We start from the raw sequence: 18,436 nt of genomic DNA on the forward strand, positions 1-18,436 counted from the left end.
GGAAGGCTGAATGGAACCAATATCATAAATGGCGAAACCGCCATCCCCGAACCTATCACGGTACCAACTTGTAGCCACCGGCCTCCGTCACCAGAATCTCCGGATTCGCGGCATCTTTCTCGATCTTCTGCCGCAGACGGTAAATGTGCGTTTCCAGCGTGTGGGTGGTGACGCCGGAATTGTAGCCCCAGACCTCCTGCAACAGCGTCTCGCGCGACACCGGCTGCTGGCCGGCGCGGTACAGGAAGCGCAGGATCGCCGTTTCCTTCTCCGTCAGGCGGACCTTGCGGGCGTTGGCGCCGGTCAGCATCTTCGAGCCCGGCCGGAAGCTGTAGGGGCCGACCGAGAACACCGCGTCCTCGCTGGCCTCGTGCTGGCGAAGCTGGGCCCGGATGCGTGCCAGCAGCACGGCGAAGCGGAAGGGCTTGGCGACATAGTCGTTGGCGCCGGATTCGAGCCCGAGAATCGTGTCCGAATCGGTATCGTGCCCGGTCAGCATGATGATCGGCGCCTTGAAGCCGCCCTTGCGCAGGGACCGCACCACTTCGCGGCCATCGGTGTCGGGCAGGCCGACGTCCATCAGAACCAGGTCGGGTGAATTGGCCTTTGCGGCGGTGGCGCCTTTGGCGCCGGTATCGACGGCCTGGGCTTCGAACTCGTCATGCAGCGAGAGCTGCTCCATCAGGGCATCGCGCAGATCGGTGTCGTCATCCACGATCAGGATCTTGCGGGCATTGGCCATTGTACAATCCTCTAGGTGGCGCCGGCGGGATCGGATGGGTGGCGCCGTCAACGGTGGGCAAACAGGCTCATCAGCCCTGTTCCGTCTTGAAGTAGGGGGCTGTTACCGATTCACAAGCGCCCGGGACTCTACTCCAGAATTGAGCAGGGATTGAGATGATTGTCCTGTTCGACCCTCGCGGCGGACCATTTGCCGACATTAAGGCAATTACCGGGCAATCCATGGCAATGAAAAGGCACGTTGTTTCATGTCGTTAGCGAAGGTGAAGCCTGGCATGCCAGCATCGCGGATCTCGATTCGCACCAAAGCCGGGTCGCGGCAGCGCGGCTGGCTCCATGTCTGGGGCCATGTCATTCCGGTGGCGCTCGGGCGCGGCGGCGTCCTGGCCAACAAGCGCGAGGGAGATGGCGGCACCCCCCGAGGGACCTTCCGGCCCCGGCGGCTGTGGTGGCGGGCCGATCGTCATTCGCGTCCGCGCACCTTTCTGCCGATCCGGCCGATTGGCCCGGAGGATGCGTGGTGCGAGGACCCGGCCGACCGGCACTACAACCAGGCGATCCGGCTGCACGGCGACCATCCCGGAGACCGGCTGGCGCGCCAGGACCATCTGTACGATTTCATCATCGAGATCGACCACAACACGCGGCCGCGGATCGCGGGCCGCGGCAGCGCCGTGTTCCTGCATCTGGCGCGGCCGAATTTCGGCCCGACCGCAGGCTGCGTGGCCATGACCCGGCCGGCGATGCTGCGTCTGTTGCAAAGAATCGGTCCGCGCACCAGAATCGTCATCGAATGAGAAGCGAGTTGGGGGAGGACGTCATGCGCGCACCGGATCAGCCAGCCAGCGCCGCTGGCATCCTGCGCCAGCATTGGAGCGAAGGCAGCAAGCTGGCAGAGCTGCCGACTGAGCTGCGTCCGAGAGATCGCGCCGAAGGCTATGCCATCCAGGCCGAGCTCGAGCGCCACTCGCCCAAGCCATTATTTGGCTGGAAGATTGCGGCGACCAGCGAGGCCGGCCAGCGCCATATCAATGTCGCCGGTCCGATGGCCGGGCGGATCCTGGCCGAAACGGTGCTGCCGGTCGGCGGCACCGCATCGATGGCCGGCAACGCGATGCGGGTCGCCGAGCCGGAATTCGCGTTCCGCCTCGGACGCGATCTGCCGCCCAGACCGACACCTTATGATGTCGCGGAGGTGCTGGCCGCGGTCGACACGCTGCACCCCGCGATCGAAATTCCCGATTCGCGGTTCGCCGACTTCGTCAGCGCCGGCGAGGCGCAACTGATCGCCGACAATGCCTGCGCGCATCTGTTCGTGCTGGGCGAGGCCAGCACCGCCGACTGGCGCAGCCGCGACCTGATCGCGGAGCGGCCGCGCATCGCGCTGCGTGGCGAGACCTTCATCGGCCACGGCCGCAACGTGCTCGGTGATCCGCTGATAGCGCTGGCCTGGCTGGTCAACGAGCTCAGCGCGCTCGGCGTGCCCGCGCGGGCAGGGCAGGTGGTCACGACCGGCACCTGTCATCCGCCGCTGCCGATCGGCAGCGGGGACCACATGGAGGCCGATTTCGGCGATCTGGGGCAGGTATCGGTGCGGTTCGAGTAGGGACCGGCCGCGACCGCGCCCCTCCTTCAGCGATGCCCGAAGATCGCCGAGCCGACCCGGACATGCGTGGCGCCGAACTGGATGGCGGTGGCGAAATCGGCGCTCATGCCCATCGACAGATGCGCGAGCCCGTTGCGGGCGGCGATCTTGGCAGTCAGCGCGAAATGCGGCCCCGGTGCTTCGTCGACCGGCGGAATGCACATCAGCCCTGAAATCGCGAGCCCGTAATCCGTGCGGCAGGCGGCGATGAAGGCGTCGGCGTCGCCGGGCGCGATGCCCGCCTTCTGCGGCTCCTCGCCGGTATTGATCTGGACGAACAGCTGCGGATGCCGGCCCTGGGCGGAAATCTCCTTGGCAAGCGCCACGCACAGGCTTGGCCGGTCCACCGAATGGATGGCGTCGAACAGCGCGACCGCCTCCTTGGCCTTGTTGGATTGCAGCGGCCCGATCAGGTGCAGTGCGAGCCCCGGATGCGCGGCCATCAGCGGCGGCCACTTGGCTTTGGCTTCCTGAACGCGATTTTCACCGAACGCGCGCTGTCCGGCCGCGATCACCGGCTCGATCGCGTCGGCATCGAAGGTCTTCGACACAGCGATCAGCGTGACCGAGCCGCGATCGCGTTTGGCGTCGCGGCAGGCGCGCAGAATCTCCTGCTCGACGGCGGCGAGCGCGGACGGCGAGGACGAGGTTGAGGCGTTCGATTCATCAGGCACGATGGCGTCCGTCGGTAGATTTACGGGTTTGGCTGCAATTTTACGGAGTTCGAGAAAGGGTTCTTGAGCCCTTCTCCTTACCCTTCACGGCCGGGGGTAGGGGGAAGAAATGCCAAGCATCCGGTTCAATCGCAATAGAGTGAAGCTGAACCGGCTGATGGGGATCCGCGCCCGGCTGGCGCTGCTCGCCCTGATCCTGGTCGCGCCGCTGATGCTGGAACGCGCGCGCTCGCTGGAAAGCGCCAGGACAAGGCAGATCGCACTCGCATCGGAGGAATTCTCCGGCCTCGCCCGGCAAAGCGCCGACATGCAGCGCGAGGTCATCATGTCGGTGGAGACGGTACTGAAGTCGACGGCCTATGTCCGGGCGTCGAGCACCGGCGTGAGCCGCAGCTGCGACATGATGCGCGCCAGCCTGCCGGCGACCCTGCCGTGGATCCGCACCCTGATGATCGCCGGCCGCGACGGCCGCATCCAGTGCTCGACCAACAACCAATATGTCGGGCTCGATTTCAGCGACCGGCCGTATTTCCGTGGCGCCCAGGAATCACGTGATTTCGTGTTCAGCGACTACCTGCTGTCGAAGCCGTCGCACGTGCCGATCGTCATGGCCGCCTATCCGGTCGGCGCGATCACCGGCGAGCCGGACGCGGTGATGCTGGCGAGCGTGAACCTGGAATGGATGTCCAAGATCATGAACAATCTTGGCGGCCGCCCCGGCATCACGGCGGTGCTGGTCGACAGCGAAGGAACCGTGCTGGCGGCGCCCGCCGACCGCAACGAGCTGATCGGCCGGCCGCTCGACAGCGTACCGTTGTTATCGGCCGTTGCCGAGACTGCCCTGAGTTCGGGGAAGCCGAGCGAGACGATGAGTTTCACGGCGGCGGATGGTTCTAAGCGCGCGATCACCTTCACTCGGATCGCCGACACCGGATCGCGGCTGATCGTCAGCATCGATGAGACCCGCGTCACCGCCGCCATCGACCGCGAGATCCGCAACGCCTATCTGCAGGCTGGCCTCGTCTGCCTGATCGTGCTGCTCGGCGCGCTGATCGCCGCCGAGAAGCTGATCGTGAAGCCCGTCAGCATGCTCGCCGCGACCGCCAAGCGCTTCGGCCACGGCCACTGGTCGGCGCGCGTCACCACCAAGCATCTGCCGTCGGAGTTCGTTCCGCTGGCAAAGTCTTTCAATGCGATGGCCGCCAAGCTCGGCCAGCGCGAGCGCGAGCTGGTCGCCGCCAATGACCGGCTGACGGTGATGGCGTCGATCGACATGCTCTCGGGCCTCGCCAACCGCCGCGGCTTCCAGAACCGCATCGACGTCGAATGGAGCCGCGCGCAGCAGGCCGGCACCGAGCTGTCGCTGCTGATGATCGACGTCGACCACTTCAAGCTCTACAATGACACGTATGGGCACCCTGAGGGTGACGCCTGCCTGTCACGTCTCGGCGAGACGCTGTCGCAGATCGCCGGCGCAATGACGGCTTTCGCCGGCCGCTATGGCGGTGAGGAGTTCTGCCTGTTGTTGCCGGGCATGGGCGCCAGAGAGGCGCTCGCGGTCGGCGAGCAGGTACGCGCCACGGTTCTCGAGCTCGAGCTGCCGCACGCGACGTCGGCGCATCGGTGCGTCACCGTGAGCGTCGGTGTCGCCTCGACCCGGCCGAACGAGTCGCTGACGCCCTCCGACCTGATCGAAGCCGCCGATGCCGCGCTCTATGCGGCCAAGCATCGCGGCCGCAACACGGTCATCGCGCATGGCTTCGCGGATGTCGCGGATGACAGGAGCGGCGTGGCACGCGCAGGATAGGGCTGCGGCGGCGGCCTGCGATCAGCCGACCGCGAGCTTCTGGTCGAGCTCGAGCTCGCTGACCACGCGGTTGCGGCCGAGCTTCTTGGCGAGATACAACGAGCGGTCGCAACGGTCGATCAGATCAGCCATCGATTCGCCGAACTGGAACTGGCCGACGCCGATTGACACCGTGATTTGCGGCAGCACCTCGCCGGTCGAGCGCCGCGTGAACTGACAATCGGCGATGGTGCGCCGGATGCGCTCGGCGATGACGGTGCAACCTTCGAGGTCGGTCTGCGGAAGCACCGCGATCAGTTCCTCGCCGCCGTAGCGTGCGGGAAGATCCTTGTCGCGAACGCGCTCGCGCAATGCCTTGGCGACGAGGCGCAGCACCTGATCGCCGACGCCATGGCCGTAATTGTCGTTGAACTTCTTGAAGTGGTCGACGTCGATCAGGAGGACGCTGAGCGGTTCGTCGCGCTCCATCGCCTCGACCTGCGCATGGCGGAAGAACTCTTCGAGCGCGCGCCGGTTCGGCAATCCGGTCAGCGTGTCCGTGCGTGCGCGCTGCTCCGACTTGTTGAGCGAGTCTCGGATGGTGTCGAGCTCGCGTGACTTCTCGGCAAAGCTCGCTTCGAGTTTCGCCGCACGCGCGGTCGCCTGGGCGAGCTCGCTGACCAGGTTCTCGATCAGGATCTTCGGATCGACGCCCTGCTCGCTGCGTTCGGCGACGCCATCGATCGCCGCCATATGTGTGCGGTTGTCGGCGATCGCGGCCGTCAGATACTGCTTGGCGGAGTCCATCACGCCATGCAACTGCTGCGAGACTTTGTGGACGACAGCCGCTTCCGTACCCTGCTGGCCGATGTACGTGTCGAACAGCGCCTGGTTGGTGGTCTTGTCGAACTTGCGCTTGTTGCTGACCAGGATGTCGACGGCGCGCTTGAGATCCGACGCCGAGCCCAGTGAGTACTTGAACCACAGATGGAAGTTGTTAGGCGTCGGTGGCACGCGCTGTTGAGCCATGGATTTCATGGCCTTTTCCGCGACCGTCGTCGCGTACTCGAAGTCAAGCTCGTCGAACGTAGCGCCGGACACGATGTGGAGTGATCCCAGATGCGGGCTGATGCCTGGATGTATGCACTCAGTCTCCCATTCAAGTCTTAACCGTGCCTCAATCGGACCTTCGACACTGCCGGCAGAGGCTGCAAAAAAACTCACGATTACCGTCGCTTAGCGGATGCCCAAAATGGTATCATCATCTGTCGCCCCATTGACCGGGCTGCCGCTTTTGTGGCCTAGTCCGCCGTCTTCAAACGACGCGAATCCTCGAAAATTACAAGCGATTCCATGACATCCGAACGCTACAACGCCCGTGAAGCCGAGCCACGCTGGCAGCGCCAGTGGGACGAAAAGGCGATCTTCGCCACCAGGAACGACGATCCGCGTCCGAAATACTACGTACTCGAGATGTTTCCCTATCCGTCGGGACGCATCCATATCGGCCATGTCCGTAATTATACGCTGGGCGACGTGCTGGCGCGCTTCATGCGTGCCAAGGGCTTCAACGTGCTGCATCCGATGGGTTGGGACGCGTTCGGCCTGCCGGCGGAGAACGCAGCGATCGAGCGCAAGGTCGCGCCGAAGGCGTGGACCTACGACAATATCGCGGCGATGAAGAAGCAGCTGCGCTCGATCGGCCTGTCGCTCGACTGGGCGCGCGAGTTCGCGACCTGCGATCCATCCTACTACAAGCACCAGCAGAAGATGTTCCTCGACTTCATGCAAGCGGGGCTGGTCGAGCGCGAGAAGCGCAAGGTGAACTGGGATCCGGTCGACATGACCGTGCTCGCCAACGAGCAGGTCATCGACGGTCGCGGCTGGCGCTCCGGTGCGGTGGTCGAACAGCGTGAGATGAACCAATGGGTGTTCAAGATCACGAAGTACTCGCAGGAGCTGCTGGACGCGCTCGATAGTCTCGACCGCTGGCCCGACAAGGTGCGGCTGATGCAGCGCAACTGGATCGGCCGCTCCGAAGGCCTGCTGATCCGCTTCGCGCTGGATCCCAAGACGACGCCGGCGGGCGAGACCGAATTGAAGATATTCACGACGCGGCCGGACACGCTGTTCGGCGCCAAGTTCATGGCGATCTCGGCGGACCATCCGCTGGCGCAAGCCGCGGCCGCCAAGAACCCGGAGCTCGCCGCGTTCATCGCCGAGATCAAGCGGATCGGCACCGCGCAGGAGGCGATCGACACCGCGGAGAAGCAGGGCTTCGACACCGGCATCCGCGCCGTGCATCCGTTCGATCCGAGCTGGACCTTGCCGGTCTATGTCGCGAACTTCGTGCTGATGGAATACGGCACCGGCGCCATCTTCGGCTGTCCGGCGCATGACCAGCGCGACCTCGACTTCGTCAACAAATACAATCTCGGCAACACGCCGGTGGTCTGCCCCGAGGGTCAAGACCCGGCGAGCTTCGTCATCACCGACACCGCGTTCGACGGCGACGGCCGCCTGATCAATTCGCGCTTCCTCGACGGCATGACGATCGCGCAGGCCAAGGACGAGGTCGCCAAGCGGCTGGAGACCGAGCAGCGCGCTGGCGCCGCCGTCGGCGAGCGCCAGGTCAATTTCCGCCTGCGCGATTGGGGCATCTCGCGCCAGCGCTATTGGGGCTGCCCGATCCCGGTGATCCACTGCCCGACCTGCGATGTCGTGCCGGTGCCGGCCAAGGACCTGCCCGTGGTGTTGCCGGACGACGTCACCTTCGACAAGCCGGGCAATGCGCTCGACCACCATCCGACCTGGAAGCACGTCACCTGCCCCGCATGCGGGGGCAAGGCGCAGCGTGAGACCGACACCATGGACACCTTCGTGGATTCGTCCTGGTACTTCGCGCGCTTCACCGATCCATGGAACGAGACCGCGCCGACGACGCCGGCCGTGGCCAACCGGATGATGCCGGTCGACCAGTATATCGGCGGCGTCGAGCACGCGATTCTGCATCTGCTCTACAGCCGGTTCTTCACCCGCGCGATGAAAGCCACCGGCCACGTCGCGATGGACGAGCCGTTCGCCGGCATGTTCACACAGGGCATGGTGGTCCACGAGACCTATCAGAAAGCCGACGGCACCTACGTCAACCCGGCGGAGGTCAAGATCGAGATCGGCGGCAACGGCCGCCGCGCCGTGCTGGCCGCCACCGGCGAGGACATCACGATCGGCCCGATCGAGAAGATGTCGAAGTCGAAGAAGAACACCGTCGACCCCGACGACATCATCGAGAGCTACGGCGCCGACGTCGCGCGCTGGTTCATGCTGTCGGACTCGCCGCCGGACCGCGACGTGATCTGGAGCGACGAGCGGGTGCAGGGCGCGGCGCGCTTCGTCCAGCGGCTGTGGCGGCTGGTCAACGAATCGGTCGCGGCAGCGGCCGAGGCCCCCTCCTCCCGCCCGGCCGCGTTCGGCCCCGACGCGCTGGCGCTGCGCAAGGCTGCCCACGGCGCCCTGGACAAGGTGACCGGTGGCATCGAGCGGTTGCACTTCAACGTCTGCCTGGCGCATATCCGCGAGTTCGCCAATGCGCTGGCCGACGTCCTGGCGCGGCCGGCCAAGCCGGCGGCCGACCTGGCCTGGGCGATTCGCGAGGCCGCCGGGATCCTGGTGCAGCTGTTCTCGCCTATGATGCCGCATCTGGCCGAAGAATGCTGGCAGGTGCTGGGCCAGACCGGGCTGATCTCGGAGGCCTCCTGGCCGCAAATCGAACGAGATTTGCTGGTTGAGGACAGCATGACCCTGGTCGTCCAGGTCAACGGCAAGAAGCGCGGAGAAGTCACAGTCGCCAGCAACGCGCAGAATCCGGAAATTGAGGCTGCCGTTTTGGCCCTCGATGCAGTAAAACTGGCGCTGGATGGTAGACCCGTCCGCAAGGTGATCATTGTTCCCAAGAGGATCGTGAATGTCGTCGGCTAGGTTTCGGATCGCTGCTCGGCTTGTTGCCGTGGCCGCTTTGGCCGCGCTGACGGCAGGCTGCTTCCAGCCGATGTATGCAGAGCATACCGACGGCACGCCCGGCCTGCGCGAAAAGCTGATGGGCATCGAGCTGCCGCCGGTCGACAAGCCGAACGCCTCGCCCGAGGCGCGCATCGGCGTCGGCATCCGCAACGCGCTCGCCTTCAAGCTGTACGGCACCGCAACCGGCACGGCGCCGACCCACAAGCTGGTGCTGCGATTGCAGACCAGCCGGTCCTCGCTGATCGTCTCACAGACCACCGGCCTGCCGACCACCGAGAATGTCGGCCTCGACGTGCAGTACAATCTGGTCGAGTTGGCGACCAACAAATCGGTCATGACCGGAACGACCTTCGCGCGCACCTCCTATGACATCCCCGGCTCGTACCAGCGCTTCGCCCGGCAGCGGGCCTTCCGTGACGCTGAGGATCGCGCCTCCGAGGAGGTCGCCGAGAAGATCAAAACGCGGCTCGCGGCCTATTTCACCGCGGGCACCTGACGCACGGCTGACATCGCCGTGGTCGCGCTGCGCGGACGAGACATCGATGCCTTCCTGGCCAAACCGGACGCCGCTCGTCCGCTGATCCTGTTGTACGGTCCGGATACCGGCCTGGTTCGCGAGCGCGCCGAGGCCCTCATCGCTTCGGCCGTCGACAACCCCGATGATCCCTTCTCCGTGGTCAGGCTCGACGGTGACGAGCTCTCCGCGGAGCCGTCGCGCCTCGTCGACGAAGCCATGACCGTGCCGCTGTTCGGCGGCCGCCGGGCGATCCGGGTGCGCGCCGGCTCGCGCAATTTCGCCAGCGGCGTCGAGACGCTCAGCGAGATGAACGTGCGGGACTGCCGCGTCGTGATCGAGGCCGGCGACATCCGCCCCGATTCGCCACTGCGCAAGATTTGCGAGAAGGCCAGAACGGCGGTGGCGATCGGCTGCTACCCGGACACCGAGCGCGATCTCGCCAAGCTGATCGACGACGAATTGCGCTTGGCCTCGCTGCGCATCTCTCCGGAGGCCCGCGCCTATCTGATGGCGCTGCTCGGCGGCGACCGCCAGGCCTCCCGCAACGAGCTGCGCAAGCTGACCCTGTTCGCCCACGGCGAAGGCGAGGTGACGCTCGACCATGTGATGGCCGTGGTCGCCGACGCCTCGGAGATGAAGCTCGATCCGATCGTTGACGGCGCCTTCGGCGGCAAGCCGGAAATGGTCGAGACCGAGTTCGGCAAGGCGATGATCGCGGGCACCTATCCCGGCGTCATCATCTCCGCCGCGCAGCGACATGCCGCATGGCTGCATAAATCGGCGCTCGCCGTCGCTTCCGGCACGCCAGTCTCGTCCATCCTCGAAGGCGGCTTCCCCCGGCTGCACTTCTCGCGCAAGCCGAGCGCCGAGACGGCGCTGCGCAATTTCTCCCCTGCCCGCCTGCTGCCGATCATCGACCAACTGGCGACAGCCGCGCTCGACATGCGCAAGCAGCCGGGATTGGCGGCAGCGATCGCGCAGCGGACGCTGCTGTCGATCGCGGTCGCGGCACGGCGGAAGGGGTGATGGTCGGTGCGCCGGCTCCCTGAATACGGCGTCGAGAACTTCAGCCCGAGTGGACCCGAGATCGCTCTCCAACCTCAGCCGTCATTCCGGGGCGCCCGAAGGGCGAGCCCGGAATCCATCGGGCTACAGGATCTGCTGAGAGATGGATTCCGGGTTCGTGCTTCGCACGCCCCGGAATGACGGAGGAGAGAGTCGTGTGCTCGCTTTGGCAATCGCGACGAAAAACACAGCCGTAGCTCTTCCAAATTATTAGCTCGTCATGCCCGGGCTTGACCCGGGCATCCATCCGCTTCGTCCAAAAAAATGGATGGCCGGGTCAAGCCCGGCCGTGACGTAGGTGAGAGCGGAGCAACGAACTCATGGAGGCCCGAGGCACAGCCGCGGCGGCGCAATGAGCGCCACGACCTAACAACCTAGCCCTGCTCCAGCCGGCGCATCACCTCGTCGAGCTGCTCGAGGCTGCGGTAGGTGATCTGCACCGTGCCGCCGGGGTCGCGGTGGCTGATCGACACCGAAAGGCCGAGTGCATCGCCGACGCGCTTCTCCAGCGCGATGGTGTCGGCGTCCTTCTTCTCCGCCGGCGCGCTGCCGCTGCTGCGCGGCTTCTGCGGCTTGCGCTCCGGCACGCCCTCCTCATGCGCCAGCGCCTCGGTCTGCCGGACGTTCAGCCCTTCCGCGATGATCTTCTTCGCCGCCGACATCGGATCCGGCAGGTTGATCAGCGCTCGCGCATGGCCGGCCGAGATCTGCCCGGTCGCGATGAAGCCCTGCACCTCGGCCGGCAGCTTGGTCAGCCGCATCATGTTGGCGACGTGACTGCGGCTCTTGCCGACGATCTTGGCGATGTCTTCCTGATTGCGTTTGAACTCGTTGGCGAGCGCGTGATAGCCCTGCGCCTCCTCCATCGGATTGAGATCCTCGCGCTGCACGTTCTCGATGATCGCGAGCTCCAGCGCATCGCTGTCGCTGACATCGACCGGAACGATCGGCACCTCGTGCAGGCCGGCGGCCTGCGAGGCGCGCCAGCGCCGCTCGCCGGCGATGATCTCATAGCGGTCGTGCTGGCCCTTCACCGGACGCACCACGATCGGCTGGATCACGCCATGCTGCTTGATCGAGGCCGAGAGCTCGGCGAGCTCGCCGTCGGAAAACGTCTTACGCGGATTGCGCGGGTTCGGCTTGAGGAATTCGATCGGCACCTTGCGCTGATTGCGCGGCCGCTCCGGCGGCGCGCCGGCCTCGCGGCCGACGTCACCGATCAGACTTGCGAGACCCCGGCCCAATCGCGATCGCGACTCGTCGGCCATCGCCTTCTCCTTTGGATTCACGTCACGCTCCGCTTGCGTCTGCTGCCGATCGGGTCCCGCCGGCACAATGAACGAGGGAGCGGATTCATTTCGGAATCCGCTGCCGTCCTCGAATGAGATCCGGGCGACGAGGTCCCCCGGAGCAGAGGCAAAGTCAGTTCGTGCGCAGGTCACGCTCGCGCTGAATGACTTCGGTCGCGAGCTTGAGATAGGCCTCGCTGCCGACGCACTTCAAGTCGTAGACCAGCACCGGCTTGCCGTAGGACGGCGCTTCCGAGATGCGCACGTTGCGCGGGATCATCGTGTTGTAGACCTTCGATCCCATGAACTGGCGGACGTCGGCGACCACCTGGTTCGACAGGTTGTTGCGCGAGTCGAACATCGTCAGCACGATGCCGTGGATCGAGAGGTTCGGGTTCAAGGTCGAGCGCACCTGCTCCACGGTCTGCAACAGCTGCGACAGACCTTCGAGCGCGAAGAACTCGCACTGCAGCGGCACCAGGATCGCGTCGGACGCGGCCATCGCATTGACCGTCAGCAGGTTCAGCGACGGCGGACAATCGACCAGCACGTAGGTGTAGTCGTTCTCCGGCGAGACGTTGTTGTTGAGGCCGGCGATCGCATCGCGCAGACGGAAGGCGCGGTTGGCGGTGGAGCCGAGCTCGAGCTCGAGCCCCGACAGGTCCATCGTCGAGGAGGCGATGTGCAGCCGCGGCACGGCCGTCGCAACGACGGCGTCGCGCAGCGAGGCCTCGCCGATCAGCACGTCATAGGTCGAGCAGTTGCGGCTGCCACGGTCGATGCCGAGGCCGGTCGAGGCGTTGCCCTGCGGATCGAGATCGACGATCAGCACCCGCTCGCCGATCGCGGCCAGCGCCGTACCGAGGTTGATCGCGGTCGTGGTCTTGCCGACCCCGCCCTTCTGATTGGCGAGCGCCAGGATGCGCGGATGCCCCTCCGGGTGCGGGGCTCTATCTTCTTGATAAATCTGATCAATTACGGCCATGCGCGATCGCCATTGGTTGTCGTCTTGACGGAATTCAGCTCTGTCGCTCGATGCAATCGATTGCGACGATCCAGCCCTGCCCGCCCGTCCGGCTGGAGTGAAGTTTCGACTCAATTTTCCAATACTTAGTAGATTCGGTCAATTCCGCTTCTACATCTTGACCCTTGAGAAACAGCGCTTTCGCGCCTTTTTTCACCAAGGGCTCCGCAAAGCCGATGAGTTGATGTAGCGGAGCCAGCGCGCGTGCGGTCACGCAATCGACTCGCCCGCTCCACTTCTCCACGATATCCCCGATCTCTGACAAATGCACGATCCCCGGAGCGCCGGTGACGCGAATTGCCTCGCGCAGGAAGGCGGCCTTCTTGGCGTTGCGCTCGACCAGATGGACCTGGGCGCCATCCCGCTCGGCCAGGGCGCAGGCGAGGACGGCGCCCGGGAAGCCGCCGCCGCTGCCGAGATCAATCCAGATCCTGGCGTCGGGCGCGAGGTCTAGAAGCTGAAGCGAGTCGGCGATGTGGCGGGTCCAGAGATGCGGCAAGGTCGACGGCGCGATCAAATTGGTCTTCGCCTGCCACTCCAGCAGCAGTGCGACGTAGCGATCGAGGCGCTGCTCCGTTTCACGTGAAACAGGCGTCAAGGCGAGTGCTGTCGCCTTGTCCGATTCAATCGTCTTGGACGCCGTCATCGGCGATGCCTGTTTCACGTGAAACGCCTCAGCCGGTGGTCTTGCTAAGACGCGCTTCGCGGCGGAGATAGGCCGCAAGGATCCCGAGCGCCGCCGGCGTCATGCCATCGATCCGGCCGGCCTGCCCGATCGTCCACGGCCTGGCCGCCGTCAGCTTCGCTCGCGCCTCATTGGAGAGACCTGGGACGAGCGCATAGTCGACGTCACCGAGCACCAGGCTTTCGTCGCGCCGGAAGGCGTCGACGTCCTGGCTCTGCCGGCGGACATAGACATCATATTTGGCATCGATCTCAAGATGGATGACGATGGCGGGATCGATCGCGCCGAGCTCCGGCCAGATCGCCCTCACCTCGGAGAAACCGATCTCCGGATAGGCCATCAGTTCGAAGGCCGAGCGGCGCTGGCCATCCTTGTTGAGCGTGAAGCCATGCTTCGCCGCCTCGTTGGGCGTGATCGTCAGCGACCTCGCCATCGCGCGGGCAGCTTCCAACGCGCCCATCTTGCTCCGATGGAAACGCGCACGATCATTGCCGACACAGCCGAGCGCCATGCCCTTGTCGGTCAGCCGCTGGTCGGCATTGTCCGCCCGCAGCGTCAGTCGATACTCGGCGCGCGAGGTGAACATCCGATACGGCTCGGTGATCCCCCGCGTGACGAGGTCGTCGATCATCACCCCCAGATAGCCATCGGCGCGATCGAATACGACCGGCCCGCCGCCGCCCGCGGCCAGCGCGGCATTGAGACCCGCGACCAGACCTTGAGCTGCGGCCTCCTCATACCCGGTCGTGCCGTTGATCTGGCCAGCGAGGAACAGACCCTTCATCCGCTTGGTCTGCAGGGTCGGCTCGAGCTCACGCGGATCGACGTGGTCGTACTCGATGGCATAGCCCGGCCGGATCATCCGGACCCGTTCGAGACCCGGGATGGTCGGCAGCAGCGCGAGCTGGACCTCCTCCGGTAGCGAGGTCGAGATGCCGTTCGGGTAGACCGTCGTATCGTCGAGCCCTTCGGGCTCCAGGAAGATCTGGTGACCGTCGCGGTCACCGAAGCGGACGATCTTGTCCTCGACCGAGGGACAGTAACGCGGCCCGGTCGACTTGATCTGCCCGGAGTACATCGGCGAGCGATGGACGTTGGCGCGGATCACCTCGTGGGTTGCGGTCGTCGTCCGGGTGATGCCGCATTGGATCTGCGGGGTGGTGATCCTGTCGGTCAGAACGGAGAACGGCTCCGGCGGATCGTCGCCGGGCTGCATCTCGACCACGCTCCAGTCGATCGTCGATCCATCCAGGCGCGGCGGCGTGCCGGTCTTGAGGCGGCCGAGCCGAAATCCGATGGCTTCGAGAGACTGGGACAGCCCCAGCGCCGGCGCTTCGCCGACCCGGCCGGCCGGCCAAGTCCTCTCACCCAGGTAGATCAGACCACGCAGGAACGTGCCGGTCGTGATGACGACAGCGCCACAGATGAAGGTCCGGCCGTCAGCCAACCGCACCCCTGCCACCCGTCCGCCGGTAGCGATCAGTTCGTCCGCCTCGCCTTCAATGACGGTGAGGTTCGGGGTCTCCCGGATCGCCGACTGCATCGCCGCGGCGTAGAGCTTGCGGTCGGCCTGGGCGCGTGGACCTCGAACGGCCGGTCCCTTGCGGCGATTCAGAACGCGAAACTGGATGCCGCCGGCGTCGGCGACGCGACCCATCAAGCCGTCGAGAGCGTCGACCTCGCGAACCAGATGTCCTTTCCCCAATCCTCCGATGGCCGGATTGCAGGACATGGCCCCGATCGTCGCGAACTGATGGGTGATCAGCGCGGTTCGGGCGCCCATGCGCGCCGCGCCCGCCGCGGCTTCACAGCCGGCGTGGCCGCCACCGATGACGACGACGTCGTAGGATGTCAGATGCTGGATCATGGGGCTTATCTAACGCCTGCAGACAATGCTCGGAAGACGTTTCACGTGAAACATTCGCCGACGTCGAATCCTCGTTGTTTCACGTGAAACACGACCAGCGGTCCCATCGTGTTTCACGTGAAACATCCCTGACGGCGTCCGCACATCCTGTTTCACGTGAAACAATTGACGATCGATTAACCAAGCAACGCTTCATTAAGTATATTCGACCCGGTTCGTGGGGCCGCGGCTACTTACCGATGCAGAACTCGCGAAAGATCACGTCGAGCAGGTCTTCGACATCCACTCGTCCCAAAAGACGCCCGAGCGCAAGCGCGGCGATCCGCAGCTCCTCCGCAGCAAGCTCCTCGCCCAGGTCGATCGCCGAGATGCTACGCTGAAGCGCAGCGGCGGTGTCGGCGAGCAGAGTCCGCTGCCGCTGCCGTGTGATCAGGCCGCTCTCAGTTGATCCAAAATAGTCCCGGGCAAAGCCAACCAGCGCATCCAGCAGCTCGACCAGCCCTGCCCCGCTTCGCGCGGAGATTTGAAAGACCGGGTTATCTCCGCTGGACGATGGACGACCCCCCTCCCCACCTCTGCTCAGATCGATCTTGTTACGAACGAGCCAGACGGGAGCCTCGCTTTGGCGCTCAACCTCGGCCTGCTCATCCTCCGACAGCCACAGCACCAGATCCGCCTGCGCCGCTCGGTCCCGCGCGCGCCGAACACCCTCCTGCTCAACCGGATCGTCCGTCTCGCGAATGCCCGCGGTGTCGATCACCGTCACTGGATAGCCGTCGAGATCGAGCTGGACCTCGATGAGATCGCGCGTGGTGCCGGCCTGCGGAGAGACGATCGCGACCTCGCGACGCGCAAGCTGGTTCATCAGGGTCGACTTGCCCGCGTTCGGCGGTCCGGCAATGACGACCGTCAGGCCGTCGCGCAGACGTTCGGCCCGGCCCTGGGCCGACAGCACCGACTCGATCTCGGTCAACAGCTGGCCAATCCGGGCGAGCGCCGGCGCCATCAGCTCGATTGGCACGTCGCCTTCATCGGCAAAATCGATCCCGGCCTCGATCAGCGCCGCCGCCTCGATGATCTGCTCACGCCAGCTCCGCGCCTTGTCGCCCAACAGACCCTTCAGCTGCCGCAACGCCTGGCGCCGCTGGCGGTCCGTGTCGGCGTGAATGAGGTCGTCGAGACCTTCGGCCTCGGTCAGATCGATCTTGCCATTCTCGAACGCGCGCCGCGTGAACTCGCCCGGCTGAGCAGGGCGCATCTGCGGCATCGTCGACAGCACCGAGAACATTGTCGCCACGACGGCTCGACTGCCGTGCACATGCAGCTCGGCAACATCTTCGCCGGTGGCGCTTGCGGGTCCGGGAAACCACAGCACGACGGCATCGTCGATCGGCTCGCCATTACCATCCCGCAGCAAGGCGCGCGTCGCCATCCTCGGCAGCGGCAGTTTCCCCGCAAGCATCTGAAGGGCGATGCCGGCGTGAGGCCCGGAGAGCCTGACGATCGCAATCGCACTCGGCAGGCGTCCGGAGGACAGCGCGAAGATGGACTGGTCGTGTGGATGCATGATCCTCAGTTGGGCTCACCGGCAGCGAAAGACAATCGGTTTGCAGCGGCATGCTTTACGCCGGCGAACCATGGCGGGCGGATAAGCATCGAGGTCTTCACGCCGAGCGCAGCGACAAACACGTCAAACAAAAAGGGCGCTCCGGAGAGCGCCCTTTGCAGATTGAAGCAGTGCCTCGATCAGGTGTTCATCGACTCGAAGAACTCGGCATTGCTCTTGGTGCTGCGGAGCTTGTCGAGCAGGAAGTCGATCGCGTCCATGGTGCCCATCGGATTGAGGATGCGGCGGAGCACGTACATCTTCTTGAGGTTCTGCGGCTCGGTGATGAGCTCTTCCTTGCGGGTGCCGGAGCGGGCGATGTCGATCGCCGGGAAGGTCCGCTTGTCCGCGACCTTGCGGTCGAGGATGAGCTCGGAGTTGCCGGTGCCCTTGAACTCCTCGAAGATGACCTCGTCCATGCGGCTGCCGGTGTCGACCAGCGCGGTCGCGATGATCGTGAGCGAGCCGCCTTCCTCAATGTTGCGGGCAGCGCCGAAGAAGCGCTTGGGACGCTGCAGCGCGTTGGCGTCGACGCCGCCGGTCAGCACCTTGCCGGAGGACGGCACGACGGTGTTGTAGGCGCGGCCGAGGCGGGTGATCGAGTCCAGCAGAATGACGACGTCGCGGCCGTGCTCGACCAGGCGCTTGGCCTTCTCGATCACCATCTCCGCGACCTGGACGTGACGGGCGGCCGGCTCGTCGAAGGTCGAGGACACGACCTCGCCCTTCACCGAGCGCTGCATGTCCGTGACTTCCTCGGGGCGCTCGTCGATCAGCAGCACGATCAGGTAGCACTCCGGATGATTGGCCGTGATCGAGTGCGCGATGTTCTGCATCAGCACCGTCTTGCCGGTGCGCGGCGGCGCGACGATCAGCGCACGCTGGCCCTTGCCGATCGGCGCGACGATGTCGATGACGCGTGGCGACAGATCCTTGCGGGTCGGATCCTCCAGCTCGAGCCGGAAGCGCTCGTCCGGAAACAGCGGCGTCAGATTGTCGAAATTGACCTTGTGCTTGGACTTCTCGGGATCCTCGAAGTTCAGCGTGTTGACCTTGAGCAGCGCGAAATAGCGTTCGCCTTCTTTCGGGCTGCGGATATGCCCTTCGATCGTGTCACCGGTGCGCAGGCCGAAGCGTCGGATCTGCGACGGCGAGACATAGATGTCGTCGGGACCGGGCAGGTAGTTCGCATCCGGCGAGCGCAGGAAGCCGAAGCCGTCGGAGAGCACCTCGACGACGCCCTCACCGATGATGTCGGTTTCCTGGATCGCGAGCTGCTTGAGGATGGCGAACATCAGCTCCTGCTTGCGCATCGTGCTGGCGTTCTCGACCCCGTTTTCCTCCGCGAAGGAGACGAGCTCGGCCGGCGTCTTTGACTTGAGGTCCTGTAGTTTGATTTCCCGCATTGGGGTGGTCCTGTGGAAGCGACTTGGGAGGGATGCGAGGTGGCTGTGGGAAGGCGGACGAAATGAGGTCCGCAGGTCTGAGCAAGATTGGCGCCGATGAGGCACCAGACC

At 65.1% G+C, this 18,436-nt stretch carries 15 protein-coding genes; 6 read left to right on the top strand and 9 right to left on the bottom strand.

What is annotated here, in order from left to right; genetic code table 11:
* Positions 1-55 precede the first annotated feature (55 nt).
* Complete coding sequence (locus ACQR1E_RS08275) at positions 56-742, bottom strand: response regulator transcription factor (RefSeq protein ID WP_315716813.1); 687 nt, start codon at positions 740-742, stop codon at positions 56-58.
* A 274-nt stretch (positions 743-1,016) separates the two neighbouring features.
* Here ACQR1E_RS08275 and ACQR1E_RS08280 point away from each other — a divergent pair, with 274 nt between their 5' ends.
* A complete protein-coding gene (locus tag ACQR1E_RS08280) occupies positions 1,017-1,538 on the top strand; it encodes a L,D-transpeptidase family protein (RefSeq protein WP_315825687.1) in 522 nt (173 codons plus the stop codon).
* A gap of 23 nt (positions 1,539-1,561) precedes the next feature.
* Positions 1,562-2,347: a 2-keto-4-pentenoate hydratase gene (locus ACQR1E_RS08285; protein ID WP_434896895.1), complete on the top strand. Its 786-nt coding sequence runs from the start codon at positions 1,562-1,564 to the stop codon at positions 2,345-2,347.
* Positions 2,348-2,373: 26 nt separating this feature from the next.
* Here the strand turns inward: ACQR1E_RS08285 and ACQR1E_RS08290 are convergent, their stop codons facing one another.
* Positions 2,374-3,060 (bottom strand): YggS family pyridoxal phosphate-dependent enzyme, encoded by a 687-nt coding sequence (locus tag ACQR1E_RS08290; RefSeq protein WP_316166397.1) that lies wholly within the window; start codon positions 3,058-3,060, stop codon positions 2,374-2,376.
* A gap of 109 nt (positions 3,061-3,169) precedes the next feature.
* Between ACQR1E_RS08290 and ACQR1E_RS08295 the strand changes: the two genes are divergently transcribed.
* Positions 3,170-4,867: a sensor domain-containing diguanylate cyclase gene (locus ACQR1E_RS08295; protein ID WP_316173475.1), complete on the top strand. Its 1,698-nt coding sequence runs from the start codon at positions 3,170-3,172 to the stop codon at positions 4,865-4,867.
* 21 nt (positions 4,868-4,888) lie between these two features.
* Here ACQR1E_RS08295 and ACQR1E_RS08300 read toward each other — a convergent pair whose 3' ends face one another.
* Positions 4,889-5,875, bottom strand: coding sequence for a GGDEF domain-containing protein (locus tag ACQR1E_RS08300; RefSeq protein ID WP_315716957.1), 987 nt, complete (start codon positions 5,873-5,875; stop codon positions 4,889-4,891).
* A gap of 324 nt (positions 5,876-6,199) precedes the next feature.
* Between ACQR1E_RS08300 and leuS the strand changes: the two genes are divergently transcribed.
* From leuS to holA, 3 genes are read left to right on the top strand one after another with little or no spacing between them, the layout of a single operon-like run.
* Positions 6,200-8,824, top strand: a complete 2,625-nt coding sequence (gene leuS, locus ACQR1E_RS08305) for a leucine--tRNA ligase (protein ID WP_316173472.1) — start codon at positions 6,200-6,202, stop codon at positions 8,822-8,824.
* The gene (lptE, locus tag ACQR1E_RS08310; protein WP_315716807.1) at positions 8,811-9,362 is read left to right on the top strand and encodes an LPS assembly lipoprotein LptE; all 552 of its coding nucleotides are present in this window, start codon (positions 8,811-8,813) and stop codon (positions 9,360-9,362) included. The genes leuS and lptE overlap by 14 nt, the downstream gene beginning before the upstream one ends.
* Before the next feature lie 18 nt (positions 9,363-9,380).
* Positions 9,381-10,409, top strand: coding sequence for a DNA polymerase III subunit delta (gene holA, locus ACQR1E_RS08315; RefSeq protein ID WP_315716806.1), 1,029 nt, complete (start codon positions 9,381-9,383; stop codon positions 10,407-10,409).
* 413 nt (positions 10,410-10,822) lie between these two features.
* Here holA and ACQR1E_RS08320 read toward each other — a convergent pair whose 3' ends face one another.
* The 6 genes from ACQR1E_RS08320 to rho form a co-directional block, all read right to left on the bottom strand.
* Positions 10,823-11,716, bottom strand: a complete 894-nt coding sequence (locus ACQR1E_RS08320) for a ParB/RepB/Spo0J family partition protein (protein ID WP_315716956.1) — start codon at positions 11,714-11,716, stop codon at positions 10,823-10,825.
* Between the two features lie 154 nt (positions 11,717-11,870).
* On the bottom strand, positions 11,871-12,722 hold the full coding sequence (locus ACQR1E_RS08325; RefSeq protein WP_315716805.1) for a ParA family protein: 852 nt from the start codon (positions 12,720-12,722) through the stop codon (positions 11,871-11,873).
* Between the two features lie 34 nt (positions 12,723-12,756).
* Positions 12,757-13,407, bottom strand: a complete 651-nt coding sequence (gene rsmG / locus ACQR1E_RS08330) for a 16S rRNA (guanine(527)-N(7))-methyltransferase RsmG (protein ID WP_434896992.1) — start codon at positions 13,405-13,407, stop codon at positions 12,757-12,759.
* A gap of 28 nt (positions 13,408-13,435) precedes the next feature.
* Complete coding sequence (gene mnmG, locus ACQR1E_RS08335; RefSeq protein ID WP_434896896.1) at positions 13,436-15,313, bottom strand: tRNA uridine-5-carboxymethylaminomethyl(34) synthesis enzyme MnmG; 1,878 nt, start codon at positions 15,311-15,313, stop codon at positions 13,436-13,438.
* Between the two features lie 229 nt (positions 15,314-15,542).
* Positions 15,543-16,880 carry a tRNA uridine-5-carboxymethylaminomethyl(34) synthesis GTPase MnmE gene (mnmE, locus tag ACQR1E_RS08340; RefSeq protein ID WP_434896897.1) on the bottom strand — a complete coding sequence of 446 codons (1,338 nt, stop codon included), beginning with the start codon at positions 16,878-16,880 and terminating at the stop codon, positions 15,543-15,545.
* Positions 16,881-17,059: 179 nt separating this feature from the next.
* Positions 17,060-18,325, bottom strand: a complete 1,266-nt coding sequence (gene rho, locus ACQR1E_RS08345) for a transcription termination factor Rho (RefSeq protein WP_008965552.1) — start codon at positions 18,323-18,325, stop codon at positions 17,060-17,062.
* Between the last annotated feature and the right edge of the window lie 111 nt (positions 18,326-18,436).

Source organism: Bradyrhizobium sp. HKCCYLRH1030 (assembly GCF_051168395.1).
Classification (GTDB): domain Bacteria; phylum Pseudomonadota; class Alphaproteobacteria; order Rhizobiales; family Xanthobacteraceae; genus Bradyrhizobium.